The 24,123-nt window shown below is 70.8% G+C and carries 22 protein-coding genes, 1 tRNA gene and 1 other RNA gene; 13 read left to right on the forward strand and 11 right to left on the reverse strand.

The genetic code is table 11. The annotated features are described in order from the left end of the window. Positions 1-11: 11 nt before the first annotated feature. Positions 12-1,613 (reverse strand): hypothetical protein, encoded by a 1,602-nt coding sequence (locus CX1_RS12870; protein WP_146780760.1) that lies wholly within the window; start codon positions 1,611-1,613, stop codon positions 12-14. A gap of 64 nt (positions 1,614-1,677) precedes the next feature. Beyond that, positions 1,678-2,298 carry a hypothetical protein gene (locus CX1_RS12190; RefSeq protein WP_146780758.1) on the reverse strand — a complete coding sequence of 207 codons (621 nt, stop codon included), beginning with the start codon at positions 2,296-2,298 and terminating at the stop codon, positions 1,678-1,680. Between the two features lie 428 nt (positions 2,299-2,726). Between CX1_RS12190 and CX1_RS01785 the strand changes: the two genes are divergently transcribed. Continuing rightward, positions 2,727-3,398, forward strand: a complete 672-nt coding sequence (locus tag CX1_RS01785) for a DUF3145 family protein (RefSeq protein WP_146780756.1) — start codon at positions 2,727-2,729, stop codon at positions 3,396-3,398. A gap of 9 nt (positions 3,399-3,407) precedes the next feature. Here CX1_RS01785 and CX1_RS01790 read toward each other — a convergent pair whose 3' ends face one another. The 3 genes from CX1_RS01790 to aceE form a co-directional block, all read right to left on the reverse strand. Beyond that, complete coding sequence (locus CX1_RS01790) at positions 3,408-3,785, reverse strand: acyl carrier protein (protein WP_082718990.1); 378 nt, start codon at positions 3,783-3,785, stop codon at positions 3,408-3,410. A gap of 42 nt (positions 3,786-3,827) precedes the next feature. After that, complete coding sequence (locus tag CX1_RS01795; protein WP_060925179.1) at positions 3,828-4,568, reverse strand: metallophosphoesterase; 741 nt, start codon at positions 4,566-4,568, stop codon at positions 3,828-3,830. A gap of 102 nt (positions 4,569-4,670) precedes the next feature. Continuing rightward, complete coding sequence (gene aceE, locus CX1_RS01800; protein WP_046649995.1) at positions 4,671-7,400, reverse strand: pyruvate dehydrogenase (acetyl-transferring), homodimeric type; 2,730 nt, start codon at positions 7,398-7,400, stop codon at positions 4,671-4,673. 273 nt (positions 7,401-7,673) lie between these two features. Between aceE and CX1_RS01805 the strand changes: the two genes are divergently transcribed. The 3 genes from CX1_RS01805 to CX1_RS01815 all read left to right on the forward strand — a co-directional run bounded on the left by CX1_RS01805 (position 7,674) and on the right by CX1_RS01815 (position 9,347). Beyond that, on the forward strand, positions 7,674-8,093 hold the full coding sequence (locus tag CX1_RS01805) for a DUF3052 domain-containing protein (protein WP_046649994.1): 420 nt from the start codon (positions 7,674-7,676) through the stop codon (positions 8,091-8,093). 98 nt (positions 8,094-8,191) lie between these two features. Continuing rightward, positions 8,192-8,263, forward strand: a tRNA-Val gene (locus CX1_RS01810). 151 nt (positions 8,264-8,414) lie between these two features. Beyond that, positions 8,415-9,347 carry a CobD/CbiB family cobalamin biosynthesis protein gene (locus CX1_RS01815; protein ID WP_060925180.1) on the forward strand — a complete coding sequence of 311 codons (933 nt, stop codon included), beginning with the start codon at positions 8,415-8,417 and terminating at the stop codon, positions 9,345-9,347. Positions 9,348-9,372: 25 nt separating this feature from the next. Here CX1_RS01815 and CX1_RS01820 read toward each other — a convergent pair whose 3' ends face one another. After that, positions 9,373-10,434 (reverse strand): SURF1 family cytochrome oxidase biogenesis protein, encoded by a 1,062-nt coding sequence (locus tag CX1_RS01820; protein ID WP_082719049.1) that lies wholly within the window; start codon positions 10,432-10,434, stop codon positions 9,373-9,375. Positions 10,435-10,625: 191 nt separating this feature from the next. Between CX1_RS01820 and CX1_RS01825 the strand changes: the two genes are divergently transcribed. Then, positions 10,626-11,219 carry a GtrA family protein gene (locus CX1_RS01825; protein WP_046650672.1) on the forward strand — a complete coding sequence of 198 codons (594 nt, stop codon included), beginning with the start codon at positions 10,626-10,628 and terminating at the stop codon, positions 11,217-11,219. Positions 11,220-11,259: 40 nt separating this feature from the next. On the opposite strand, the gene CX1_RS01830 is transcribed toward CX1_RS01825, so the two are convergent. Next, positions 11,260-11,763, reverse strand: a complete 504-nt coding sequence (locus CX1_RS01830) for a low molecular weight protein-tyrosine-phosphatase (RefSeq protein ID WP_046650668.1) — start codon at positions 11,761-11,763, stop codon at positions 11,260-11,262. 242 nt (positions 11,764-12,005) lie between these two features. Next, on the reverse strand, positions 12,006-12,686 hold the full coding sequence (locus tag CX1_RS01835) for an HAD hydrolase-like protein (protein ID WP_046650667.1): 681 nt from the start codon (positions 12,684-12,686) through the stop codon (positions 12,006-12,008). 63 nt (positions 12,687-12,749) lie between these two features. Here CX1_RS01835 and cobC point away from each other — a divergent pair, with 63 nt between their 5' ends. The 6 genes from cobC (at position 12,750) to CX1_RS01865 (ending at position 18,451) form a co-directional block, all read left to right on the forward strand. Further along, complete coding sequence (cobC, locus tag CX1_RS01840; RefSeq protein ID WP_082718992.1) at positions 12,750-13,886, forward strand: Rv2231c family histidinol phosphate aminotransferase CobC; 1,137 nt, start codon at positions 12,750-12,752, stop codon at positions 13,884-13,886. A gap of 79 nt (positions 13,887-13,965) precedes the next feature. Then, on the forward strand, positions 13,966-15,153 hold the full coding sequence (locus CX1_RS01845; protein WP_046650666.1) for a Nif3-like dinuclear metal center hexameric protein: 1,188 nt from the start codon (positions 13,966-13,968) through the stop codon (positions 15,151-15,153). Further along, a complete protein-coding gene (locus tag CX1_RS01850; protein ID WP_046650665.1) occupies positions 15,150-15,896 on the forward strand; it encodes a zinc ribbon domain-containing protein in 747 nt (248 codons plus the stop codon). Before CX1_RS01845 ends, CX1_RS01850 begins: the two co-directional genes overlap by 4 nt. Beyond that, positions 15,893-16,681, forward strand: coding sequence for a histidine phosphatase family protein (locus CX1_RS01855; RefSeq protein WP_082718993.1), 789 nt, complete (start codon positions 15,893-15,895; stop codon positions 16,679-16,681). The genes CX1_RS01850 and CX1_RS01855 overlap by 4 nt, the downstream gene beginning before the upstream one ends. Before the next feature lie 172 nt (positions 16,682-16,853). After that, positions 16,854-17,297, forward strand: an RNA gene (gene rnpB / locus CX1_RS01860) — RNase P RNA component class A. Between the two features lie 413 nt (positions 17,298-17,710). Next, positions 17,711-18,451: a hypothetical protein gene (locus tag CX1_RS01865; protein ID WP_146780753.1), complete on the forward strand. Its 741-nt coding sequence runs from the start codon at positions 17,711-17,713 to the stop codon at positions 18,449-18,451. Between the two features lie 322 nt (positions 18,452-18,773). Here CX1_RS01865 and CX1_RS12740 read toward each other — a convergent pair whose 3' ends face one another. Then, the gene (locus CX1_RS12740; RefSeq protein WP_046650663.1) at positions 18,774-20,210 is read right to left on the reverse strand and encodes a TrpB-like pyridoxal phosphate-dependent enzyme; all 1,437 of its coding nucleotides are present in this window, start codon (positions 20,208-20,210) and stop codon (positions 18,774-18,776) included. 175 nt (positions 20,211-20,385) lie between these two features. Here CX1_RS12740 and CX1_RS01875 point away from each other — a divergent pair, with 175 nt between their 5' ends. Continuing rightward, positions 20,386-21,873 carry an RNB domain-containing ribonuclease gene (locus CX1_RS01875; RefSeq protein WP_046650662.1) on the forward strand — a complete coding sequence of 496 codons (1,488 nt, stop codon included), beginning with the start codon at positions 20,386-20,388 and terminating at the stop codon, positions 21,871-21,873. A 31-nt stretch (positions 21,874-21,904) separates the two neighbouring features. Here the strand turns inward: CX1_RS01875 and CX1_RS01880 are convergent, their stop codons facing one another. Beyond that, positions 21,905-23,065, reverse strand: a complete 1,161-nt coding sequence (locus CX1_RS01880) for a GHMP family kinase ATP-binding protein (protein WP_060925182.1) — start codon at positions 23,063-23,065, stop codon at positions 21,905-21,907. 196 nt (positions 23,066-23,261) lie between these two features. On the opposite strand from CX1_RS01880, the gene CX1_RS01885 reads away from it, so the two are divergent. Then, on the forward strand, positions 23,262-23,471 hold the full coding sequence (locus tag CX1_RS01885; RefSeq protein WP_046649583.1) for an SPOR domain-containing protein: 210 nt from the start codon (positions 23,262-23,264) through the stop codon (positions 23,469-23,471). Positions 23,472-23,596: 125 nt separating this feature from the next. Here CX1_RS01885 and CX1_RS01890 read toward each other — a convergent pair whose 3' ends face one another. After that, positions 23,597-24,085, reverse strand: a complete 489-nt coding sequence (locus CX1_RS01890; RefSeq protein WP_046649584.1) for a DoxX family protein — start codon at positions 24,083-24,085, stop codon at positions 23,597-23,599. Positions 24,086-24,123: the final 38 nt, after the last annotated feature.

A 24,123-nucleotide genomic window follows, 5' to 3' on the forward strand; every position in this document is an offset into this window, starting at 1 on the left:
GCCGGGGCCCGTTACCCGCGGACGTTCGCGCCGATGACGGCCGGGACCGTGACGGGCTCGTCGCCGAAGAGCTCGCGCTGGTATTCGTCCTGCTCGAAGTCGCGTCCGACACCCCGGATCGTGCCGACGTTCGTCTCGCCGCGGTGCGTGCCGTGGCGGTTGGCGCCGAGTGCGTGGGCGGTGCCGCCATTCTTGCTTGACGACGCCGTGCCCTGCGCAGTCGCCCCGAGAGGGCCGGTGCGGGCCACCGCGGTGGTCGATGGCGTTTTGCCGGACCCAGTGACCGGGTGTCCTCCGGTGCCGAAGCTGCCGCGGGAGCGGGCCGCGGCACCGTTGCCGACTCCGCCCGCGCCGCCGGCACCGGGTCCGCCGATCCTGCCGCCGCCGGTGCCTCCGAGCCCGGCCATCGCGCCGATGCCGGAGGCGCCACGGGAACCGGCGCCGGCCGCACCGCCGGTGCCGGAGGTTGCTCCTGCGGGGGCCATGCCGGTGGGGGCGGGAGGCATCGCGCCACCGGAATTGATGGAGGCCGGGGCCGTCGCACCCGACGGCGTCATGGGGGCGGAGGTGCCGGGCAGCGTGGGCACCGGCCCGGACGTCGAGGGCGCCATCGGCACGGTCGACGGGGTGCCGCCGGCCGGGGTCATGCCGTTGGGACCGGAAATGGGGCCGGCGGTGGCCGGTGCCATGGACGAAGCCGCCGACGCCGGTGCCGCGGCCGCCGAGGTCATGCCCGCCGGGGCGAGTCCCACTTGGGATGCGCCGGCGATGCCGTGTCCGCCGTTGATGCCGGATGCGACGAGGTCGGGGGCGCTGACGGAGAAGTCGGGTTGGGTGAGGTTCGGCAGCGTCGGCACGGCCGTCTGCAATTGGCCGAGGTAGGGGCCGCCGACGAAGGCGGCGATTTCGGCGCGTTCGAAAGCTTCGCGGGCGGCCGCGTCGGGGATCGCCTGCGATTGGTTGGCGATCGAGCCGAGGACGTTGATGGCCATGGCTTTCACTGCGGGAAGTGCGCCGAGGTGGCCGGTGATGGCGCGGGCGGAGACGGCGACGTTGGCCACTCGGCCCGCCAGGCCGGTGAGGCTGGCGGCGGCGGCGTCGAATGCGGCGCCTTCGTTGTCGGCGGCGAGTTTCAGGGCGGCGTCGGCCAGCGTGGTTGAAAGGGCGGTCATGCGGGAGGCGTAGCCGGTCCAATACGTGATGGCGTCGCCGACGGCGGCGTCGTTGGTGGCGGAGAACTTGCCGAGCAGCGATTCCGCTGTTTCCGCTACTTCTGGACCGACGACGGCGGGGGTGAAGACAAGATTGCCGGGGTTGAACGGTGGGCGGGCGCCGAAGGCATGGTGCACGATGCCGTTGGCCACCTGGAGCTTCTTCGGGGCGTTGAGCGGGTCGATGGATTCGAAGGCGGCGCCGGTGTCCATTTCATGGGATTCGAGCGCGGTGACCATCGATTTCAGGTTCGCCGCGGACCATTGGATTTCGGCGTCGATGGCGGCGGAGACGACGACCGAGCACCCCGACGACCCCACGATCGCCGACGAATGCTGGGTGGCGACCATCTGCATCGACGGCACGGGGGAGTACCCGGCGAGCGAAGGAGTGGCGTTCAAACTCGCGTTGAAAGCCTCTGAATGAAGCGTGGCTTGAACTTCAGAAATAGAAGTTAAAGTTGCCTTAAACTGCATGAATTCCCCCGAAAAGTTCATGGTAGATGTGCTTAGTTTCGGCGCAGGCGCTTTCAATTGTCTGGTGATTAGAGAATCCACCAACACCCGTTAGCGCTCCGACCAGTCCATTGGGTGTCTCGACACCGGTGAAGCAGGACTCTCCAAAGAGATTCGGCGCTTTGATGACGGCGATGCCTATCCCGCGTGACTCTTCGTAGGACACTTGAGAGCCTTCCACCAAGAACTCCGCCGGATTCTTGGAAAACGAGAAGAGGACTATCCCCGTTGAGTCCTTGATGATTGAGCATGTCTTCTCGGCAGGCTCATCGCGCCGGACTGTCCCGAACGACGGCTGCGTCCATCCGTTCCGAAGTGCCACTTCATAGGCCTCCGTATCGCACGGGTTCTTCAGCACGAAGTCCGGCGCGGAGTAGTCGTAGTGGCCGTCGGGGCCGAGCCGCGCGTCGCCGGGCTGCGGCGGGTCATTCGGCGGCAAGACTCCCGGCGGCAGGGCCGTGGCTTCTTCTTCACCGGTGCGACCGCCGTCGGTTGCCCCGGATGCGGTGCATGCGCTCAACCCCGCAGCGCCCATCACGGCGATGCACGCGGCCGCGGTGACGCGCCCCATGCGCGTTGTCGGTGCCATTGGATCCCCCCGAATCTCAAGAATCGAACGCGCAACGGTGTGTCGTACGCGCACGACAAGAGTTCTAACACCGGTCGCCGCCCTTCGCTCGGCGAGCAGCACCGCCCACCTCCGGGCACCCCTCCAAACCTCAACGAACACTTCAATGTTCGGGGGTGTCAACCTCGACTTGACCCTTGTCGCACGTCGCCCACCAGTAGACACTGGCCCCATCAGTTGACTTGGGCATCGCTGCTCGGGGCGTCGTAAAGCACGAAGCCGCACCGCGGCCGACCGCAACCAGACGACCCACCGACGAGCGGCGACGTCCCGGCGACGAGGGCGTAGGGGAAGACGAGCCTCGTCTTGGGGCGGAGCGCCACCGGCACCACCGGTGGCGCCCCGTCTCTTCGCCGACACCGCAGGTGACCATGTCCCGACATGACTCGACCGGAGTGCTGTGGATCCACGCAGCGCGACCGGCCCTCACGCCGCACGTCGCGTGGGCCCTCGCCCGCGCCGGAATGACGCTGCCCGACGGCACCCGCCCGGCAGCGTCGATCTGGCGCACCCGCCCCGACGACGCCACCCGCGTCTGCGCCGAAATCGAATGGCGCGGACCCGCGGGCGCCGCCGCGCGCCTGGTCGGCGATCTCGCGCGCTGGCCGGACCTCACCTTCGAAATCACCGAGGACCCGGCCGCCGACATCCCGGGCGACCAGGGCCAGCGCCACTGCCACGTCCCCGCGCTGGGCACGTGGTCCGGCGTCACCGACGCCGCCGGCGACATTCAGATCGGCGAGCAGCGCCTCCGCGCCATCATGGCCGCCCACCGCGGCGACGCCCCCGGCATGGCCCGCGCCCTCGACGCCGAGCTCGGCACCGCCTGGGACGCCGCCCTAGAACCCCTGCGCCCCGGCACCTCCGGTTTCGAGGCGTGGGAGCCGGTCGCCGCCGTTTCCGATTCGGGATCGCTTGACGACGCCCCCCCGGACGCCTCAACCGCCCTCCCGCAGGGCGAACCGGGGGAGGGCGCCGCCGGGGACGGCGAGGGCATCATCTGCGACGTGATGGAACTGCTGCCCCGGCGTGCCGTGATGTGACGGCGGGGGCTACTTCTCGCGGCCGGATTCGACGTGGGAGATCACGTCGCCGAGGGTCTTCATGCCGGTAACGTCCTCGTCGCCGAAGCGCACGCCGGTCTCTTCCTCGCAGCGCACGAGCAACTCGACCACGCCGAGACGGTCGAGCCCGATGTCGCCGCGCAGAGTCGAATCCAGGCCGGGGGCCTCCTCGGGTGCCTCGTCGCCGAGGATGCGCAGCAGCACGTCGGTGACTTCCGCACGGGCACCGGTCAGCCCATCGAGCGCGGTGCCGCCGGCGCCCCGGCCGCCCGACTTCCCGCCGGATCCGCCGGAAGTCGAATCACCGGCCGCGCCGGCACCGTCGCCAAGCAAAGCACTGAGGGCATCGCCCAAGCTGCTGGTCATGTCCGCTCCATCCGTCGGTCCGCGAGAAGGTCACGTCCCAGGCTACAGAGCGGGCTCCCGCGCAGGCCGCGATGGCTCCCACCAGCGGTCGCGCGCGGGGACGCCGATCACGTCGAGCTCCGGGTAGCGCAACGCGGTCAACGTCCCGCCGAAAACGCAGCCCGTGTCCAGGCACATGGTGTTGTTCACCCACTCGGCCCGCGTGACCGGCCAGTGCCCGTAGACCACCCTGGCCGCACCTGAATAGTCCCGCTCCCATTCGCGGCGGATCGGCATGCCGTCGGGGGCGCGCCCTCCGACGTCGCCGTACAGCGCGAAGGCCCGGGCTTCCCGCGACGCACGGCCGTGGAACTCCTCCTTCAACCCCGCGTGCACCACGACGAGATCGCCGCCCGCGAGAACGAGGTGGATGGGCAGGGCCCGCAGGAAACCCCGCACCCGTTCCGGGAAATCGGGCTCGGCCGGGTGGGCGCGCCCGTCGGGGGCCACCCGCCGCCCCTCGGCCACCGCCCCGATCTGCTCCAGCGACTCCGCCAGCCCGTGGTGGACGGTCACGTCGGCACCACCCAACGCGCGGGCGAGCTTCCAATCGTGATTGCCCATCACGCACAGCGCGTCACCGGCGTCGCACATGCCCATCACCAACCGCAGCACGCCGGGAGTGTCCGGCCCGCGATCGACGAGGTCCCCGACGAACACCGCGACGCGGCCACCGGGATGAGATGCACGAACCGGGCGCCCCACCTCGTCGGCGCCGACGTCCCAGCCGAGCCTCGTCAGCAAGTCGACGAGCTCGGCCAGGCAACCGTGGACGTCACCGATGACGTCGAACGGCCCGCGCAGGTGCCGAAGGTCGTGGGGAGCCCGGTCCTCGTCCGTGATCGGCTACACCACCGTCGGATCGGTGATCTTGTATTTCTCGGCCGCCTTCTGCGCCACCGACACCGGCAGCTTGCCCTCGCGGGCCAGACCGGCCAGCGCGGCGACGACGATGGACTCGGCGTCGATGTTGAAGAAGCGGCGGGCGGCCTCGCGGGTGTCGGAGAAACCGAACCCGTCGCAGCCCAGCACCGTGTAGTCGCCCGGCACCCACTGGCGGATCTGCTCCGGGATGGCGCGCTGGAAGTCCGACACCGAAATGAACGGGCCGTCGGCATCCTCCAGGACGCGCTGCACGAACGGGCGCTCGTGGAACTCGCCCGGGTTGTGCAGGACCTCGGTCTCGCGGGCCAGGCCGTCGCGGGCCAGCTCGTTCCACGACGTCACCGAGTAGATCGACGCGGGGATGTCGTACTCCTCGGCCAGCATGTCCGCGGCCTTCAGCGCGGCCTGCATGCCGATGCCCGAGGCCAGGAGGTTGACGTGGTTTTCGCCCTTTTCCTCCTTGAACAGGTAGATGCCCTTGAGCAGCCCCTTGACGTCCAGGTCCTCGGCCGCCGCCGGCTGCGGGGTCGGCTCGTTGTAGATGGTCAGGTAGTACATGACGTCTTCGCCGCGGCCCTCGCCGTACATGCGGTCGATGCCCTCGCGGATGATGTACGCGGCCTCGTAGGCGAACGCCGGGTCGTAAGCCACGACCGCCGGGTTCGTCGCCGCCAGCAGCGGGGAGTGGCCGTCCATGTGCTGCAGGCCCTCGCCGGTCAGGGTGGTGCGGCCGGCGGTGGCGCCGAGCAGGAAGCCGCGGCACTTCTGGTCGCCGGCCTGCCACATCTGGTCGCCGGTGCGCTGGAAACCGAACATCGAGTAGAAGATGTACAGCGGGATCATCGCCTCGCCGTGGGTGGCGTAGGACGAGCCGGCGGCGATGAAGGACGCCATCGAACCGGCCTCGGAGATGCCCTCGTGCAGGATCTGGCCCTGCTCGGACTCCTTGTACGACAGCATCAGGTCATGGTCGACCGGGGTGTACTGCTGGCCGTGCGGGTTGTAGATCTTCAGCGTCGGGAACCAGGAGTCCATGCCGAAGGTGCGGGCCTCGTCCGGGATGATCGGCACGAACCGCTTGCCCAGTTCCTTGTCGCGCATGAGCTCCTTGAAGATGCGCACCACTGCCATGGTCGTGGCGACCTGCTGCTTGCCGGACCCCTTCAGGATCGACTTCAGCGCATCCATCTCCGGCACGACCAGCGGCTCGTAGGTTTCGCGGCGCTCGGGCATGAAACCGCCCAGCTCCTTGCGGCGCTCCTTCAGATACTGCAGCTCCTCGGAGTCCTCGCCCGGGTGGTAGTACGGCGGCAGGTACGGGTCCTTCTCCAGGACCTCGTCGGAGATCGGGATCTCCTGCTTGTCGCGGAAACGCTTCAGGTCGTCGAGCGTCAGCTTCTTCATCTGGTGCGTGGCGTTGCGGCCCTCGAAGTTGTGGCCCAGGCCGTAGCCCTTGATGGTGTGCGCCAGGATGACAGTCGGCTGGTCCTTGGTCTCCATCGCCTTGGCGTAGGCGGCGTAGATCTTGCGGTAGTCGTGGCCACCGCGCGACAGGCTCCAGATTTCCTCGTCGGTCATGTCCTCGACGAGCTTGGCGGTGCGCGGGTCGCGGCCGAAGAAGTGCTCGCGGACGAACGCGCCGTCGTTGGCCTTCAGCGTCTGGTAGTCGCCGTCGCGGAAGCCGTTCATCAGCTCCACCAGCGCACCCTCGGTGTCCTTCTCGAAAAGCTTGTCCCAGTCGCGGCCCCACACGACCTTGATGACGTTCCAGCCGGCGCCGCGGAAGAAGCTCTCCAGCTCCTGGATGATCTTGGTGTTGCCGCGCACCGGCCCGTCGAGGCGCTGCAGGTTGCAGTTGACCACGAAGGTGAGGTTGTCCAGGTTGTTGATCGCGGCGGTCTGGATCAGGCCGCGCGACTCCGGCTCATCCATCTCGCCGTCGCCGAGGAACGCCCACACGTGCTGCTGCGAGGTGTCCACCAGGCCGCGGTCGTGGAGGTAGCGGTTGAACCGCGCCTGGTAAATCGCGCCCATCGGGCCCAGGCCCATGGACACGGTCGGGAACTCCCAGAAGTCCGGCATGCCGTGCGGGTGCGGGTAGGAGGGGATGCCGCCCTGCGGGCGCGAGACCTCCTGGCGGAAACCGTCGAGGTCATCCTCGTCCAGTCGCCCCTCGAGGAACGCGCGGGCGTACATGCCGGGAGAGGCATGGCCCTGGAAGAAGACATGGTCGCCGCCGCCGGGGTGGTCCTTGCCGCGGAAGAAGTGGTTGAAGCCCACCTCGTACAGCGGAGCCGACGACGCGTAGGTCGAAATGTGGCCGCCGACGCCGATGCCGGGGCGCTGCGCGCGGTGGACCATGATCGCGGCGTTCCAGCGGATCCACTTGCGGTAGCGGCGCTCCACGGCCTCGTCGCCCGGGAACTCGGGCTCCATGGTCGTGGGGATGGTGTTGACGTAGTCCGTGGAGGTCAGCGGCGGCAGGGCCACGCGCTTGGCCGTGGCGCGCTCGAGCAGGCGGAGCATGAGGAAACGCGCGCGGTCGGGCCCGGCTTCCTCCAGCAGGCCGTCGAGGGATTCGAGCCACTCGCGGGTCTCCTCGGGGTCGGAGTCCGTCAGATAGGACTCGACGCCGTCGCGGATCAGCGCGAAGTTCGAGTCGTCCACGTGTCGTTCCGCCGTGTCGGCCATTTGGTATTCCTCCCGGGTCATCTGGGCGGGTCGGCGCCCAGGGGTCGTGGGCGGGTCACTGCCCGAATTGTTTTCCACACCACTCTACTGCCGTTTCCACTCGGAGGGCAGGGCCGCTTGGTCGTCGATTTCACGTGCCCGCGTGGGCCCGTTGTCACGCTCGAAGGCCCCGATCCCTGTACAAGCCCACCCGGGGCGGTAAACTCCGCGGGGAAAGAACCGGTGGGCGATGACGGAGCCCCCGGCAATCACGAGATTTGGAGGACCGGAGAAGTGGGCGACGCCACTGGCGCTGTGCAGGATTACGCGGATTCGCTGGGCATTGAAAAGGGCCGGCGGGTTCAGGAGGTCGGCTGGGACGACGACTGCGACACCGCCATCAGCGAGTCCGTCGAGGAGTTCCTCGGCGAAGATCTGCTGGACGAGGACACCGACGAGGTCGTCGACGTCGTGCTGCTGTGGTGGCGCGACGGTGACGGGGATCTGGTCGACGGACTCGTCGACGCCGCCCGGCCGATGACGGACAACGGCCGCATCTGGCTGATCACCCCGGGCGCCGGCCGCCCGCGGTTCGTGGATCCGGGCCTCATCGACGAGTCGGCGCAGCTGGCCGGTCTGACCGGTACCTCGGCGATCCGCCTGGGCGAGTGGCAGGGCAACTGCCTGGTGCAGCGGGGCGTCAAGCGCCAGTAACGCGGCCACCTCGGGACGATCTGCGGCGCGACGGGCCGAAGAATGACCGTCTCAACGGGTGTGTTACCGTTTTTCGCGACGTCGCGCGTGCGACTTCCGCGGCGATAGCTCAGTGGTAGAGCTCTGGTTTTACACACCAGCGGTCGGGGGTTCGAAACCCTCTCGCCGCACGTGATTTCCTGCCGATTGTTGCAGGTCAGCCCCGTTCCGGTCCGTCACCGGGACGGGGCTTTCGTGGCCCACGGGGGCCCCGGGTTTGACCCAAATTGACCCAAACGCTGGTCAGCGCCCGAATGTGGCCCGCCACGTCAAGGAGAAGCGATGACGCCCACCCGCACCCGACGCCTTCTGGGCCGGGCCGCCGCAATCGCGGCGGGATGCGCGGCCGACCGAGTGTTCGGCGACCCGGCGCGGCACCATCCGGTGGCGTGGTTCGGCACGGCCGCCGATCGGCTGGAGAAGCGGATCTGGGCCGACTCGAAGCCGCGGGGAGTGGTCTACGCCGCGGTGCTCGTCGGCGGGCCCACGGCGATCGCCGCTCTGGCCGCCCGACGGTTCCCGAACGCCGCGCTGGCCGCGGTGACGTGGGCGTCGCTCGGCGGCACGACGCTGGCCCGCACCGGCGAGCGCATGGCCGACCGCCTGGAAGCCGAGGACCTCGCCGCTGCCCGCGAGCTGGTGCCGTGGCTGTGCTCGCGCGACCCGTCGAAGCTCGACCTCGACGGCGTGGCGCGGGCGACGGTGGAGTCCCTGTCGGAGAACACCTCCGACGCGGTGTCCGGCACCCTGCTGTGGGGTGCGGCGCTCGGCGCGCCCGGCGTGGTCCTGCACCGCTGCGGCAACACCCTCGACGCGATGGTCGGGTACCGCACGCCGAAGTGGGGCAACTTCGGGTGGGCGTCGGCGAAGTTCGACGACGCGATCAACTGGGCGCCCGCCCGCCTGACGGGCATCGCCACGGTCATCGCCGGACCCGATCGCGCCGGAGCCTGGCGCGCGTGGCGCGACGACGCCCCCGCCCATCCCAGCCCGAACGCCGGCATCCCGGAGTCCACGGCCGCCGGGGCCCTGGGGGTGCGCCTCGGCGGCGCCACCGCATACGACGGGGGAGTCGAGCACCGCGCGACGCTGGGCACCGGGCATGCGCCGGCGGTCGCCGACGTGCGCCGGGCGGTGCGCCTGACGCGGCGCGTTCAGGACATCACCGCGGCGCTGTGCCTCGGTGGCCTGTTGCTCGCCGCCGCGACCCGCTGATTCGGCCGGCCGGCCCGGAACGTCCCTAGAACCTCTCGCCGTCGAGGCCATGGCCCCGGCGGCGGCGTCCCTTGTGCCCGGAGTCGCCGTAGCGGGCGGCCATGCGCCGAGCACGCTCCTCGGCGGGATCCACCGGCGCTCGGCCCTCCGGCGCGGCGTCGGCCTGCGCGGCATCGCCCGACGGGGCGGCGGGCTCAGGCGCCGCGGCGTCACGGTCACCCTCGTGCTTGACGACGCCCACCGTCCCGCCCAGCGGCGCCCCCGTGGCGGCCGCGGGCACGGCGGACGATGCGGCCGCGGAACCGTCGTCAAGCGACGTCCGCAGGGCGGCCTCCTGTTCCTCCCGGTCCCGGCGGCGCTCCCGGGCCTCCGCGTAAATGAACCAGATCAGCGCGCCCGGGGCCATGAGGCCGAAGAAGATCCACTGGATGCCGTAGGCCAGATACGGGCCGGTCTCCAGCGTCGGCAACGGGATCGACCGCAGGCCGCCGGGCTGGTCCTCGGCGAGCTGGACGTAATCGGCGTGGAGATCCAGGCCCATGACGTCGCCGACCTGGTCGGTGTTGAGGCCGTAGACCTGAGTCGGCTCGCCCGGGCCACCCTCCAGCGGCGGGCGCTCCGGGAGCATCTCGCCGCGTCGGGCGTAGCCGAGCAGCTCGACCTCGCCGGACGGGGCCTTGTCCATGTCGGGGATGCCGCCGTCGGACGGGGTCTCGAAACCGCGGTTGACCAGGTACAGCGTCCCGTCGTCGGCGCGGAAGGCGGTCAGCGCATGCGTCGCCGGGGTGCCGTCGACCGGGCGGTTGCGCAGCAGGACGTCCGAATCCGGCAGATACTCGCCGTTGAGCGTCACCCGCCGCCATTCGGTGCCCTCCGCGAGCTCGCCGCTGTCCGGGAACAGCTCGGAGGCGTCCACGGGGTCGACCTCGAAGGCGTGGCGAAGCTGATCGTTGCGCTCCTGCGTCGCCTCGTTCTTCCCGAGCTGCCACGGTGCGAGCACGGTGAACGCGAGATAGGCGAACGCGACGCAGACCACGGCCGTGAGCACCCAGCCCGGGGTCAGGAACTGGCGGATTCGGGATTTCACGCCGCCCACCTTACTCACCCGCCCGGATCGCCCCGGATACGGCAGGGGGGATCGGGGCGCGGCGCTGCGTGACGTTGATCATCGGCGAACACGTTCGGGCACGGCGGTGGAGTAGAATTCGCCGTTAGCCCGTCGTTCGTGTGGGGTCCGCCGTCATCGCCCCCGCACGCCCCACCCGCCGGAAGGTGCCCGTGTTCACAGCCGCAAAGACGTCATCGCGTTCGCGTTATGGCACGGTTTTCCGTCAGTTCATCAAGTTCGGCCTGGTCGGCGGCACCGGCGTGCTGGTGAACACCGCGGTGGCCATCGCCGCCCGCAAGGCCGGCCTGGAATGGGGCGTCAACGAGCACGACGTGTTCGCGAACCTGCTGGGCACGCGCTGGAACATCCGCTGGTCGCACGTCTACGCCACGCTGGCGTTCTTCATCGCCAACATCTGGAACTTCCAGCTCAACCGCTCGTGGACGTTCCGGGTGGACGACCGCCCCAACTGGTTCCGCCAGTTCGGGCCGTTCCTGCTGGCCGGGCTGTCGGGCCTCGTCGTCAGCCTGATCACCATCACCGTGCTGACCAACCCCACGTCGCCGCTGGCCCTGCCGGAGCACATCTTCGACGACTCCAGCGGCCTGCGCACCCGCTTCTACTGGGCGAACCTCATCGGCGTGCTGCTGGGCACGCCGGCGAACTTCGTGATCAACAAGATCTGGACGTTCCGCGTCCGCACCCTGACGGGCAAGGATCCGCGCCCCAAGGACCGCGAGCGCATCGAGTTGAAGGAACTGTAGGGCTTTACGACGCCGCCGGCCGGATCTGTGCGCCGGTGGATCAGCGCGTCGACGAGTCCTCGAGGAAGTCGCGCACCGCGGCGATGAGCCCCGGAGTGGCGGCCTCGATCTCGCGGCGGGTGCGGGTGAAGCCGGACGCGTCGCCGTAATACGGGTCGGCGACGTCGGCGTCGGAGGGGGAGTCCGGGTCGAAGGAGCGCATCAGGCGGATCTTCTCCGCCGGGATGCCGCGCGCGATCAGCTGCGAGACGTGGCCGTTGTCCATGGCGATGTACAGCGTGGCGTCGACGTGCTCGGCGCCGAGCTGCGCGGCGACGTGGGTGGAGTCGCGGCCGCTGCCCTCCAATTCGGCGCGGGCGCGGGAGTCCGCCGGCTGCCCGACGTGCCAGGCGCCGATGCCGCAGGAGGCGAGGAGGACGTCCTCGGTCAGCCCCGCGTCCTCGACGGCTTCGCGGACGATGATCTCCGCCATCGGGGAGCGGCAGATGTTGCCGCTGCACACGAAGACGAGGTACACGGATTCGGTGCGGCCAGGGGCGGACATGGGTTCTCCTCGGTGAAGGGTCCGGGTGAAGGAGTCGGGCGAAGGAGCCGACCGCGGTCGGCCGGCGAAAAGCGGGCGGCCCGCGTGTGCGCCGGCCCCGATCGGGGACCGCCGCGCGCGGGGCGTTTTTTCCGAATGACAAGGTATAACGCCCGCGTCGCCGGAGCCAATTTCCCGCTCGGAGGTGCCGCGGCCGCCGGGGCGCTGGGCCGGAGCCGATCGCGTGTGGCGGAATGTGGGCGTCAGATCCCCAGCAACTCCCGCGCCATCCGGTCGAGCTCTTCGGGGGAGCGGCAGACGGCGTCGGCCAGCTCGCGTTCGGAATCCGGCCCGTAGCCCCAGCCGACGAGGATGCACGGCACGCCGAACTTCTTCGCGCCCTCGAGATCGTGGATGCGGTCGCCGATCATGACCACCCCGTCGGCGCGCGCGGCCCCGTCGGCATCGGCGGGCAGGCCCAGCGTGCGCAGGGTGTACTCGATGACGTCGTCCTTCTGGTGCCGGTGCCCGCCGTCGTCGGCGGCGCCGATGAAGTCGAACCGGTCGAGGATCCCGAACTCCGCCAGCACCTTGCGCGCGAAGTGCCCGCCCTTCGACGTGGCCGTCGCCAAGCGGATGCCATCGGCGCGCCAACCGTCGAGGAGCTCCGGCCAACCGGGGAACATTGCGGTGTCGGCCCAGCCGCCGCCGGATTGCCGGGCACGGTAGACCCGCATCGCCTCGTCGAGGCTTTCGCCCCTCAACCCGATGCCCTCCATCGAGTCGCGCATCGGTGGGCCGGCCAGCGACGCCAGGAAGGCGGCGTCGGGAAGCGGATGTTCCACCGCGTCCATGGCGGCGCGGAAACTGGCCTGGATGCCGGCGAGGGAATCGCTGATGGTGCCGTCGACGTCGATGAGCAGGGTGGGGGCGGTGAGGGCCATGCACCCAGTATGGCCGGGGCGGGCGGTGATCCGCGATCCGGGTGATGTGGCAATCTGAAGGGCATGGAAATGGGGGACGGCGGCGCATCCGGCACGGCGGCGGCCGCAGGCGCGCAACACAAGGCGGACGCGGACGGGTTCGCCGGGGATCTGGGCTACCACGGCGATGTCGCGGCGCGCGGGGCCCTGGTGGATTTCGCGGTCAACGTGCGCGGGACCACGCCGCGATGGCTTCTCGACGGCCTCGGCGGGCACTTGAACGAGCTGTCGGCGTATCCCGACCCGATGCTCGACAGGCGGGTGCGCAAGCTCATCGCGGCTCGTCACGGGCGCACCGCGGACGAGGTGCTGTTGCTGGCCGGCGTGGCCGAGGGGTTCGCGTTGCTGCCGAACATCTGCCGGCGGACCGCGGTCATCCACCCGCAGTTCACCGAGCCGGAGGCCGCCATGCGCGCCGCCGGGGTCGACGTCGACCGCGTGATCCTGCGGCGGCCCTGGGATCTGCGGCAGGCGCTCGGCGGGGGCGGCGGTGCGGGAGTGCCCGCCGACGCCGATGTGGTGGTGGTCGGCAATCCGACGAACCCGACGTCGGTGCTGCATGCGCGCGAGGAGATTCTCGCGTTGCGCGGGCCGGGCCGGATCGTGGTGGTCGACGAGGCGTTCATGGACGTCGTCCCCGCCGACGAATATGCCGGCGCGGAGGTCGCGTCGGTGCGTGATCCGGGCGTGCTGGTGTTCCGCAGCCTGACCAAGACGTGGGCGCTGGCGGGGCTGCGGTGCGGTTACGCGCTGGGGGCGCCGGAGGTGCTGGCGAAGCTCGCCGCGCGCCGCCCGGCGTGGCCGGTGGGGACCCTGCAGCTGCACGCGATGCGGCTGGTCGCCGAACACGGCATGGGCCGGCCTCTGGAACTGGAGCGCGCCGACGTCGTTCGCGAACGTACGGCGATGGTCGGGGCCCTGCTCGACGCGGGGTGGGACGTCGAACCGGCGGCCGGCCCGTTCGTCCTTGCCCGGCCGCCCGTGGAGGACCCGGAGGCCGCGCGCCTGACGTTGGCCAACCGCGGCGTGGCCGTCCGACGCTGCGACACCTTCCCCGGTCTCGGCCCGTCGTGGTGGCGGCTGGCGGTGCGCGGCGCGGCGGACGTCGGCACACTGGTGGGGGAGGTCGCCCGCATCGCCGTGGTGCAGAGTGAACGGTGAGCATCCCGGCCGCAGCGCCGCGACCGCTGTGCCGCAACTGAATAGCCGCCGCCCGAAATCCACCCGAGAGGATCCCCAGATGAACGTGACCGTCGCCGACGTCCGCCGCGTCCTGGACGCCGCCTACCCGCCCGAACTGGCCGAAGAGTGGGACAAGGTCGGGTTGATCTGCGGCGATCCGAATGAGCCGGTGTCGCGGGTGGCCGTCGCCCTGGACTGCACCGATGCCGTCGCCGACGCGGCGCTGGCGTCCGGCGCGCAGATGCTGGTGGTCCACCACCCGCTGTTGCTGCGGGGGGTGTCGTCGGTGGCGGCGGATACGTCGAAGGGCCGGATCCTGCACAAGCTCATTCGCGGCCGCGTGGCGCTGTTCGCGGCGCACACCAACGCCGATTCCGCCCGCCCCGGCGTCAACGACCGGCTCGCCGAGCTGCTCGGCGTGCACCCGGGAGCGCCGTTGGCGCCGAAGCCGGGCCGGCACCTCGACGCGTGGGTCGTCCGCGTGCCCGCCTCGCATGCCGACGCCGTCAAGGACGCCGTGTTCGATGCCGGCGCCGGGTCCGTCGGCGATTACGACTCTTGCGCTTTTGAATTGACCGGCCGCGGCCAGTTCCGCCCCGGCGACGACGCGAACCCGTTCCTGGGCGAGCGCGGCGAGGTCGAACACGTCGACGAGCAGCGCATCGAGTTCGTCGCCGAGCCGCACCTGCGGGCGAAGGTCCACGCGGCGCTGCTGGCGGCGCACCCGTACGAGGAGCCGAGCTTCGACATCCTGGAGTCCCAGGTCGGCGACCTCGACCCCGAGTCGGCCCTGGGCATCGGCCGCGTCGGCGATCTCGACGAACCGATGACCTTCCGCGATTTCGTCGGCCGCGTCGGCAAGCGACTGCCCGCAACCGAATGGGGCGTGCGCGGCGCCGGCGACCCGGACCGGATGATCCGACGCGTGGCGGTGGCTTCGGGGTCGGGCGATTCTTTCCTGGATACGGCGCGCAAGCTGGGGGTCGATGCGTTCGTCACGTCCGACCTGCGCCACCACCCGGTCGACGAGGCGCTGCGCGACGGCGGGCCGTGCATCGTCGACACCGCCCACTGGGCCAGCGAATTCCCCTGGTGCGGCCAGGCCGCGGATCTGCTGGCCGGCGCGCTGGACCTGGAGACCGAGGTCCTGGACATCCGAACGGACCCGTGGACCGTCGCCGCGGGCGCTTCGCTTGACGACGACCACGCCCCCACGACCACCGATATTCCCGAGGAGAACCGATGAAACTCGATCCCGTCACCCAGGTGACCATCCTGGAGCTGTCCGAGGCGCAGGCGCGCATGGACGGGCTCGAGGCGCGCCGCCAGTCGACGCCCGAGCGTGCGGAGCTGACGGCTCTGCTGGCCGAGCGGGCGGCCGCGCGGACCAGTTCGGCGCGGTCGCGGCTGTCGGCGCAGGACCTGGGCGTGGACGTGCGGAAGCTGGAGTCCGACCTGGCGAAGCTGCGCCGCCGCGAGGACGAGGACCGTCGCAGCCTCGAGGCAGCCGAGGACCCGGACGTGCGCCGCGACCTGCAACATGACCTGGCGTCGACGCTGCGCCGCCGCGAAGAGCTGGAGCACCACATCGCCGACGTCCGCGACACCCGCGACGCCCACGAGCTGAACACCGACGTCGATGCCGACGAGCTCGACGTGCGCATCCGGGCCGCCGAGAAGCGCCTGGCCGACGCGGACCTGGACATGCAGGCGCAGGTCGACGGCCTGAGCCGGCGCATGGAGGAACTGCGCGGATCCGTCGACGCGAAGCTGTTGTCGCGCTACGACAAGATCACCGCAGAGACCGGCATCGGCGTCGCTCGCCTCGATGGGCGCACGTGCCGCAGCTGCTACATGGAGCTCGACGCGTCGACGATGCGCAGCTTCGAGACGTTGGCGCCCGAAGAAGTGGTGAACTGCCCCGAGTGCCGCGCGTGGCTGGTGCGGCCGGTGACGCTCAACGCCGCAGGCAAGGGCGACAAGCGATGAGCGGCGCGGAGGGCGGCGCACGCGGCGAAGCCACCGTGGGCCGCGGCGCCGGGGCCGGCACGGACGGCGGTGCCGACGCCGACAAGGGCCTGGTGTCCACGACTTCCGGGTCGGGGGCGGCGCGCGAGGCGACCTCGGCCAGCCCGGGGTGGACCGGCGCGGTCGGGGAGCCGACCCGCCTGTTGCTGCTGCGCCACGGGCAGACGCCGATGAGCGTCGACCGGCGCTACAGCGGATCGACGTCGAACCCGTCGCTGACCGACTTCGGGCGCCGTCAGGCCCGCGCAGCTGCCGAACGGCTGGCGCTGGGCGACTGGGACATCGGCGGGATCATCGCCTCGCCGCTGGCCCGCGCCCTGGAAACGGCCGGGTACGCCTCCGCCGAACTGGGACTGGACATCCACGTCGACGATGACCTGCGCGAAACCGACTTCGGCACCTGGGAGGGCCTGACCTTCGGAGAGGCCGCCGCCCGCGACGCCGACATCCACTCCCGCTGGCTCACCGACCCCGAGTTGCCGCCGCCGGGGGGCGAGGCGTTCCGCGCCGTCGACGACCGCGTCGCCCGCGCCCGCCGACGCATCGCCGAGCGGTACGGCACGGGCACGTTCCTGGTTGTCAGTCACGTCACGCCCGTCAAGGCGCTGCTGCGCCAGGGCATCGGCTGCGGCTTCGAGCTGTTCACCCGCCTGCACCTGGACTTGGCGTCGTTGTCGGTTGCCGAGTTCTACGCCGACGGGCCGTCGTCGGTCACCTTGGTCAACGACACCGCCCACCTGCGATAGGTCCACGTTCCCGCCCACCTGCGGTAGATCCACGTTCCCGCCCACCTGCGGTAGGTTCACGTTCCCGGCCTCGGTCACCCTGGTGATGCATCCCGCCGCACCGGAAGGGGCGGGCCGTGGGGCGGGGACGTGGGCGTCGTAAAGCAAGTGCTGTAAAGTCCCACCACGTGAGCGAGCCGGTCGGATGGCCGCGGCACGGGGACCAGCGCACCGCAGGGTGCGCCCGGCCCGGCGCCGAGGAAAGTCCGGACTCCACAGGGCACGGTGGTTGCTAACGGCAACCCGGGGCGACCCGCGGGACAGTGCCACAGAAAACAAACCGCCCGGGCGGCGCGGACTCGTCCGCGACGAACCGGGTAAGGGTGAAAAGGTGCGGTAAGAGCGCACCAGCGCCGCAGGTGACTGCGGCGGCTCGGTAAACCCCACCGGGAGCAAGGCAAGAGGGCGCACCACGTTCGCGCGGTGTGCCTGCTCGGACGATCGAGGGCGCCCGCCCGAGTTCGAGGGTCAGCTGCTTCAGGCGCCCAGCGATGGTGCGTCGAGATGGATGGTCATCGCCCGTCGGCGCCGAAAGGCACGGCGGGAACAGAATCCGGCTCACAGGCCGGCTCGTTCACGTTCACTTTTTCGGGTTGGGTCGCCCGAAGTCCGCGTCGGCGCGCGGCCTGAACAAGGCGCGCCGGGGTGTTCCGGCACTCTGTCCTCTACAGCCCCAAATTCGGCGGAGTCGCCCAAATCGGGACAGACCGTGCGAGCGTGACCTGGGGTTTTGCCGTCAGTGAATGTCCCTTTTTGGGCGATAGTGAGTTTGCTACTTGGTTGACATGGCCGGCGCATGCGCAGCGGAGCCCTTGTCCTCGTGACACCACCGTCTTGCCGTCGAACACCCCCACGCGGAGGTGACGGGAGATTCGATGGAACCGATCGCTCGCGAACCGCGTCAAATCAAGCGTGAACATACTCAGGGGGACGACCGAAGCAGAACGCAAGACGCTCAGCCGCAGATGCCGCAACGGCGAGCTGCACAGGGTGCATCCGAACACCTTCATGCCGACCACGGAATGGAGCACGCTGGACGCCACCGGTCGCCGGCGGGTCACTCACCTCACCGCGGTCGACTCGCGCGAGGGCATGGTCGTGGTCGGGCGCAGTGCCGCGCTGGCGTGGGGCCTGGAAATATTCGATCGACGCATCGCGGACGCAGAACTACGGAGCCACGCGGCAGACCCGGATCCGGAGGTGAACAACGACATCATCGAGCTCGCGCGTTCGGCCAATCGGTCGACGAATCCGCGGCGGGCGTTGCAGACCGTCGCGTATGCGACCCAGTTCGCGGACAGCGCCGCCGAGTCGATCTTGCGCGCTCAGATCATTGAAGCGGGACTGCCGGCGCCTGAAGTGCAGCTCCGGGTGTTTCGGGCCGACAAGGTGTTGATCGGGTACGTGGACCTTGGATTTCCGGGGCATCTGGCGATGATCGAAGTTCATGGGAAGGGCAAGTTCCTGGGCGCCTACGGGGATCCCGGTGAGCGGTCGTACCGTGAGTGGCGGCGCGAGTCTGAGTTGATTGCGGAGGGGCTGGCCGTGCTGCGCGTGACGTGGGAGGAGATCTTGTCGGGGGAGGCGCTTCGGCGGATCCGCGAGTTGCTGGTGGCGCAGCGGGCGAAGATCGCGGCTGGGGCGCGCACGACGGCGCGTTTCGTCGGAGCCGGCGAGCGGTGGCCTGATGGGTACCGGACTCGTCGGGTGCGCGGCAACGACGCCGCGTGAAAGTTGGGCCGCGTTCCCGTCCCGAGCGATAGCCAGTTTTCTATCGCCCAGAACGGGACACGGAGATCGAGCCCGACCTGGCGTTTTGAGACCATGATCTGTCCCATTTTGGGCGACTCCCCGGAGAATGGGGCGACAGCGGCGGGTGCGGTGGCGGCATGCGCTTTTCGCTTTACGACGGCCCGGCCCTCACCTCATTCGCCGGTGAGTCGGAGACCTCGGCTCGCGTAGATGGCCCGGACCACGCGACCTCGTCGAGGGGTTGGCGACGCGTGAATGGCCCGGACCTCTCGAGCGGTCCGGGCCATGTGGCCTGCCGGAACTACACGAACTTCGCGTAGGACGGCAGATCGAGGAAACCGTTGCCCGACAGGCCGATCAGGATGACGGGGCCCGTGCCCGGCTCACCGTCGTACTTGGCGGCCTCGGCGCACGCCGCGGCGATGGCGTGGTTGGACTCCGGCGCCGGGACGGTGCCCTCGCAGCGGGCGAAGCGGATGCCGGCGGCGAACGCGTCCTCCTGCTCGACGGTGGTGGTCTCCATCAGGCCCAGCTCCACGGCGTGCGACACCATCGGCGCCATCGCGTGGTAGCGCAGGCCACCGGCGTGGATCGGGTCCGGGACGAAGTCGCTGCCCAGCGTGTGCATCTTCAGCAGCGGCGTCAGGCCCGCGACGTCACCGTGGTCGTAGCGGTACTCGCCCTCGGTAAGCGACGGGCACTTCGCCGGCTCGGCCGCGATGATGCGCGGCGCACCATCGCGCAGGAACTCCGAGGCATCCCGCTTCACCGCGGTACCGCTGCCGGCCCCGGCCGCCTGGGTCCCCGCCGCACCCGACGGGGAGGTCGGGGTGGAGGACGAGGCGCCGTCGTCAAGCACCTCACCGGTCAGCGAATGCCCGATGAACGGGAAAGTCAGGCCGGCCAGGTTCGACCCGCCGCCCGCGCAACCGACGACGACGTCGGGCCCGGACTCGCCGAAGATGGCCAGCTGCGCCGCAGCCTCCTGACCGATGATGGTCTGGTGCAGCATCACGTGGTTGAGCACGCTGCCCAGCGCATACCGCGAGTTGTCGGCGCCGACGGCGACCTCGATGGCCTCCGACACCGCCATGCCCAGCGACCCCGGGGTGTCGGGGGTCTTCGCCAGGATCGCGCGGCCGGCCTCCGTCAGATCCGACGGCGACGGGTGCACCGATCCGCCGTAGACCTCCATGAGCATCCGGCGGTACGGCTTCGAGTCGTAGGACGCGCGGACCTGCCACACCTCGACGCCCAGGCCGAAGAACTGCGCGGCGAACGCCAGCGACGCGCCCCACTGGCCGGCGCCGGTCTCGGTGGTCAGGTTCTCGATGCCGTCGAGCATGTTGTAGTACGCCTGCGCCACCGACGTGTTCGGCTTGTGCGAACCGATCGGGGAAACGGACTCGTTCTTGTAGTAGATGCGGGCGGAGGTGCCCAGCGCCTTCTCCAGGCGGCGGGCGCGGGCCAACGGGGCGGGGCGCCACAGGCGGTAGATTTCGCGGATCGGCTCGGGGATCTCGATCCAGCGCTCGGTGGAGAACTCCTGCTCGACCAGCCCGGACGCGAAGATCGGCGTCATCTCCTCCGGCTTCAGCGGCTCGCGGGTGCCGGGGTGCAGGTGCGGCGGCAGCGGCTCGGGGAAGTCGGCGGCGAGGTTGTACCAGTGGGTCGGCAGCGCCGAGTCGGGGAGGATCGCCTTGGTCATGTCGGGGTCGGCGGTGGTGCGGGGGCTCATTGGTGCTCCTGGGTCCGGGATGGGGTTCGCGGGCGCATGCGTGCGGGCGCGTGCCCGCGGCTGCGTCGGCGCTCGGCGTTCGCGGCGATGGTGGCGGCTTGCGCGGCGTTCGCCGTGCGGTCACCACCAGGCTATCCGGCGACGCGGGCGGCGTTCGCCATTAGGCTGGGCGGACATGAAGCTCTATGCAGCAGCCCTCGACTTCCGCGCCGTCGCCCGTGAATTCGGGGTGCCGGAGACCTTCGCGCCGGAGGTCCACGCCGATGCCGCGGCCGCCGCCGACCGCCGTGCCGCGCGCACGGATCTGCGCGACGTGCCGTTCGTGACCATCGACCCGCCCGGTTCGATGGACCTGGATCAGGCGATGCACCTGGCCGAGGTCGTGGACGACGCCACGGGCGCCGCCGGTTGGCGCGTGCTCTACGCCATCGCCGACGTCGGCGGGCTGATCGCCCCGGATTCCTTGGTCGCGGCGGAGGCGATGCGCCGCGGGCAGACGATCTACCTGCCGGATGAGCCGACGCGCCTGCACCCGGCGGCGCTGTCGGAGGACGCGGGCAGTTTGCTTCCCGACGTCGACCGCCCCGCCATCGTCTGGGACATCGTCGTCGGCGCCGATGGCGAGCCGACGTCCTGGGACGTCTACCCGGGTTTGGTGCGGTCGGTGGCGCGGCTGGAGTACATGGAGGTCCAGGCGACGTTCGACGCGGGGGATCCGCACCCTTCGATTGCGGCGCTGCCCGAGTTGGGGCGGGCGCGGCAGGGGTCGGCGCTTCGTCGTGAAGCAATCAATCTGCGCCTGCCCTCGCAGACCGTGGCTCCGACGGGCGATGGCCGGTGGGAGCTGCACCTGGATGCGCGGCCGCCGGTGATGGACTTCAACTCGGAGATTTCGCTGCTGGCGGGGATGGTCGCGGGGCAGATGATGGCGGAAGCGGGCGTCGGCGTGCTGCGGACGCTGCGCCCGGCCGGGGAGGAGGCGCTGGCGGAGTTCCGCGTCGCGGCGCGTGCCCTGGGTTACGAGCTCGCCGATGGCGCGGGCGTGGCCGAGGTCAGCGCGTTCCTGGCGGGCGTCGACGCCGATTCGCCGCGGGGGATGGCCGTGATGAAGGACGCGTCGCGCCTGTTGCGCGGCTCCGGCTACCAGCGGTTGGGGGCGCTTGACGACGGTTCGGCGGAGGCGTCGGAGGGCGTGCCCGTCCATTCCGGCGTGGGCGGGCCGTACGCGCACGTCACCGCGCCGCTGCGCAGGCTCATCGACCGGTTCGGCCTGGAGTACTGCCTGGCCATCGCGGCGCACCGGCGGGGCGAGACGGCGACGCTCGAGGTGCCGACCTGGGTGGACGGCGGCGTGGACGAGGCCATCTCGTCGATGGCGACGTCGGGGCAGTTGGCGTCGCGGGTGGATCGCGCGTGCCTGGACCTGACGGAGGCCGTCGTCCTGGAGCCGTGGGTGGGGCACGCCTTCGATTCGGCGGTGCTCCACGATCGCGGCGAGGAGGTCGAGGTGTTCGTGTTCGAGCCGCCGGTGTTCGCCAACTGCCGCGGGACCACCGAGGCGGGCGTGCCCCCGGAGGGCAGCGCCCCGCGAATCAGCCTGGTGACGGCGGATCCGTCGAACCCCGTCGAGCCGCGGGTCCTGTTCGCCTGGCCCGCGGACTAGGGGAACGGTCGACCCAGCAGTTCGATCGAGCCTAGAACCGCGAGTTGAGCGCGGTGCCGGCGTCGGTGTCGGTGACCCGCAGCACGGTGCCGCCGTCGCGGCGGATGGCCGCCTCGACGTCGTCGGCGTCGTCGGCGTGGGCCCACACGACCACGGCCGCACCGCGCGCCGGGCAGCAGCGCGCCACCGCGTCGCGGCCGTCGAGGGACGCGACCAGGCGGCCCAGCGGCGAGTCCGGCGAGGGGGCGGTGTCGCGGACGGCGACGTCGTGGGCGATGCCGGCCATCGCCGCCGCGGAGTCGCCGTGGCGCAGGTGCGCGGACACGGCGCGGGCGCGGTCGGAGCAGCCGGACGCGTCGTCGAGCCACTTGGTCGCCCGGCCCACCGTCGGGGCGTCGCCGTCGGGATGGACCTCACGGCGGGCGCGGACCCACTCGAGCACGCGCGGCTGCGCTTCGGGCAGACCGTGGAGGGTGGGCACGCCGAAGGCGGAGCAGGCGTCGGCGAAGAACTCGTGGCGTTCGACCTGCGGCGACGCGCCCGTGATGTCGGGGGAGTAGGCGACCATCAGCGCGAGGTTGTCGGGCCGCTGGTTCTGGGTGACGGCCTCGTCGGCGTGGTTGCAGGTCAGCACCGAATCTGGGCGGCTGCGCAACGCTGCGGTGTAGGGGTGCAGAGGCCAGTGGTCGCCGTAGTGGGCCACGGCCGTCTCGTGGAGGGCGGCGGCGAGGCGGGCGCGGGTGGGGACGTCGTCGCGGTCGCCCCAGCGGGCGTTGGCGGCCAGGGCCACCGCGGACTGGAGCGCCGCGATCTCGCCGAGCCCCCGGCCGGCGGGGATGGTCGACGCCCACCGCACCGTCAGCCCGGAGCCCGTGCGGGGGATCAGGTGCATGGTGTGCTGCATGGCAACCACGGCCGCGGCGATTGCCGTGACTTCGGCCGGGTACCCGGCGGGCACAGCGTCGGGCATCGGCAACGACGTCTTTTCGCGGGTGGAGATGACGGTCAGCTCACCGGTGTCGTTGGGTTCCAGAGCCACGGCGGCGGAGACGGGCAGCGCCGTGGCCAGCAGCATGCCGCCGGTGGCGGCGCAGGTCTCGCCGAGCAATTCCACCGATCCCGGCGCATGCGCGATCGTCGCGTCCGTTCCCGCGGATTCGCGGACTCGTTCGACGGCGGCGGGGACGGGCATTGGGGACCTTTCGACGGGGACGATGCAATGGGCGCGGCGGCGCCGCGGCCACCGGTGAATCCGGGGCCGCGTCGCCGCGAGCCATGACCTGAGATAGTACCCGCGGGTAATCTGGACACAACCGGCCCATCGGCCGCGGCGACCCCGTAGAGGGCCACGCGGTCGCCGGGCAACCGTGACTTCCCAGGAGGATGACATGTCCGACGACGCCAAGGATTGGTACTACACGCCCTCGACCGGCGAGGTGACCCGGGGCAAGCAGAGCGGCTGGGACGATCGCATGGGCCCCTACGCCACCGAGGCGGAGGCCCGCGCCGCGATGAAACGCGTCGCCGCCCGCAACGAGGCCGCCGATGATTGGGACGAGGAAGACGAGGAGTGGGGCAAGCCCCCGGCCGACGCCTGATCGACCCCGCCACCGGAGACGACGAAGCCCCGCGAGAGTTCGACTCTCGCGGGGCTTTCGTTCGGGCGCCGTCACCGCCCGTTCATCCGGGACGGGACCCAGGGGCGGCGGCAGACGTCGGCAGATTAGGCGCGGACGCGGGTGGCGTTGCCGGTGGTGGCCGACGCGGCATCGGCGTCACCGGTGCGGCCGGCGCGTCGGGACGCGAGGACCGCGTCGACCGAGAAGCGGCCCGAGCCCAGGGCGGCCATGAACAGCGCGCCGGCGCCGATGGCGATGACCAGCTCCGGGCCGCCGTCGCCGACGAACATGCCGGCGCCGGTGTGGGCGATGGCCCACCCGGCGGCCATCTGCAGGGCGACGATGATGCCGACGATCGGCTGGAACGCGCCGGCGAGGATCAGGATGCCGCCGACGAACTCGACGATCGCGGCGATCCACGCGGTGACGGTCGGGGCCGGGGCGCCCATGCCCTCGAAGCCGGCCTGGGTGCCGGCGATGGTCCAGTCGAAGATCTTCTGCCAGCCGTGGGCCAGCACGACGGCGCCGAGGCCGATGCGGGCGATGAGGGCCAGGACATCGCGGACGACGGCGGGAAGGGCGGGGAAGGTCATGTGTCTCCTCGTGAGATTCGTCGAGCCATCCGGGCGGC

Source organism: Corynebacterium xerosis NBRC 16721 = ATCC 373 (assembly GCF_001552415.1).
GTDB classification, from domain to species: domain Bacteria; phylum Actinomycetota; class Actinomycetes; order Mycobacteriales; family Mycobacteriaceae; genus Corynebacterium; species Corynebacterium xerosis.

What these genes read in the sequence shown, in the direction of transcription:
- CX1_RS12190 (WP_146780758.1), bottom strand. Translation starts at nt 2,298, where the DNA reads ATGGGGCGCGTCACCGCGGCCGCGTGCATCGCCGTGATGGGCGCTGCG.
- CX1_RS01785 (WP_146780756.1), top strand. Translation starts at nt 2,727, where the DNA reads ATGTCCCGACATGACTCGACCGGAGTGCTGTGGATCCACGCAGCGCGA.
- CX1_RS01790 (WP_082718990.1), bottom strand. Translation starts at nt 3,785, where the DNA reads ATGACCAGCAGCTTGGGCGATGCCCTCAGTGCTTTGCTTGGCGACGGT.
- aceE (WP_046649995.1), bottom strand. Translation starts at nt 7,400, where the DNA reads ATGGCCGACACGGCGGAACGACACGTGGACGACTCGAACTTCGCGCTG.
- CX1_RS01815 (WP_060925180.1), top strand. Translation starts at nt 8,415, where the DNA reads ATGACGCCCACCCGCACCCGACGCCTTCTGGGCCGGGCCGCCGCAATC.
- CX1_RS01830 (WP_046650668.1), bottom strand. Translation starts at nt 11,763, where the DNA reads ATGTCCGCCCCTGGCCGCACCGAATCCGTGTACCTCGTCTTCGTGTGC.
- CX1_RS01835 (WP_046650667.1), bottom strand. Translation starts at nt 12,686, where the DNA reads ATGGCCCTCACCGCCCCCACCCTGCTCATCGACGTCGACGGCACCATC.
- cobC (WP_082718992.1), top strand. Translation starts at nt 12,750, where the DNA reads ATGGAAATGGGGGACGGCGGCGCATCCGGCACGGCGGCGGCCGCAGGC.
- CX1_RS01845 (WP_046650666.1), top strand. Translation starts at nt 13,966, where the DNA reads ATGAACGTGACCGTCGCCGACGTCCGCCGCGTCCTGGACGCCGCCTAC.
- CX1_RS01850 (WP_046650665.1), top strand. Translation starts at nt 15,150, where the DNA reads ATGAAACTCGATCCCGTCACCCAGGTGACCATCCTGGAGCTGTCCGAG.
- CX1_RS01855 (WP_082718993.1), top strand. Translation starts at nt 15,893, where the DNA reads ATGAGCGGCGCGGAGGGCGGCGCACGCGGCGAAGCCACCGTGGGCCGC.
- CX1_RS12740 (WP_046650663.1), bottom strand. Translation starts at nt 20,210, where the DNA reads ATGAGCCCCCGCACCACCGCCGACCCCGACATGACCAAGGCGATCCTC.
- CX1_RS01875 (WP_046650662.1), top strand. Translation starts at nt 20,386, where the DNA reads ATGAAGCTCTATGCAGCAGCCCTCGACTTCCGCGCCGTCGCCCGTGAA.
- CX1_RS01880 (WP_060925182.1), bottom strand. Translation starts at nt 23,065, where the DNA reads ATGCCCGTCCCCGCCGCCGTCGAACGAGTCCGCGAATCCGCGGGAACG.
- CX1_RS01885 (WP_046649583.1), top strand. Translation starts at nt 23,262, where the DNA reads ATGTCCGACGACGCCAAGGATTGGTACTACACGCCCTCGACCGGCGAG.
- CX1_RS01890 (WP_046649584.1), bottom strand. Translation starts at nt 24,085, where the DNA reads ATGACCTTCCCCGCCCTTCCCGCCGTCGTCCGCGATGTCCTGGCCCTC.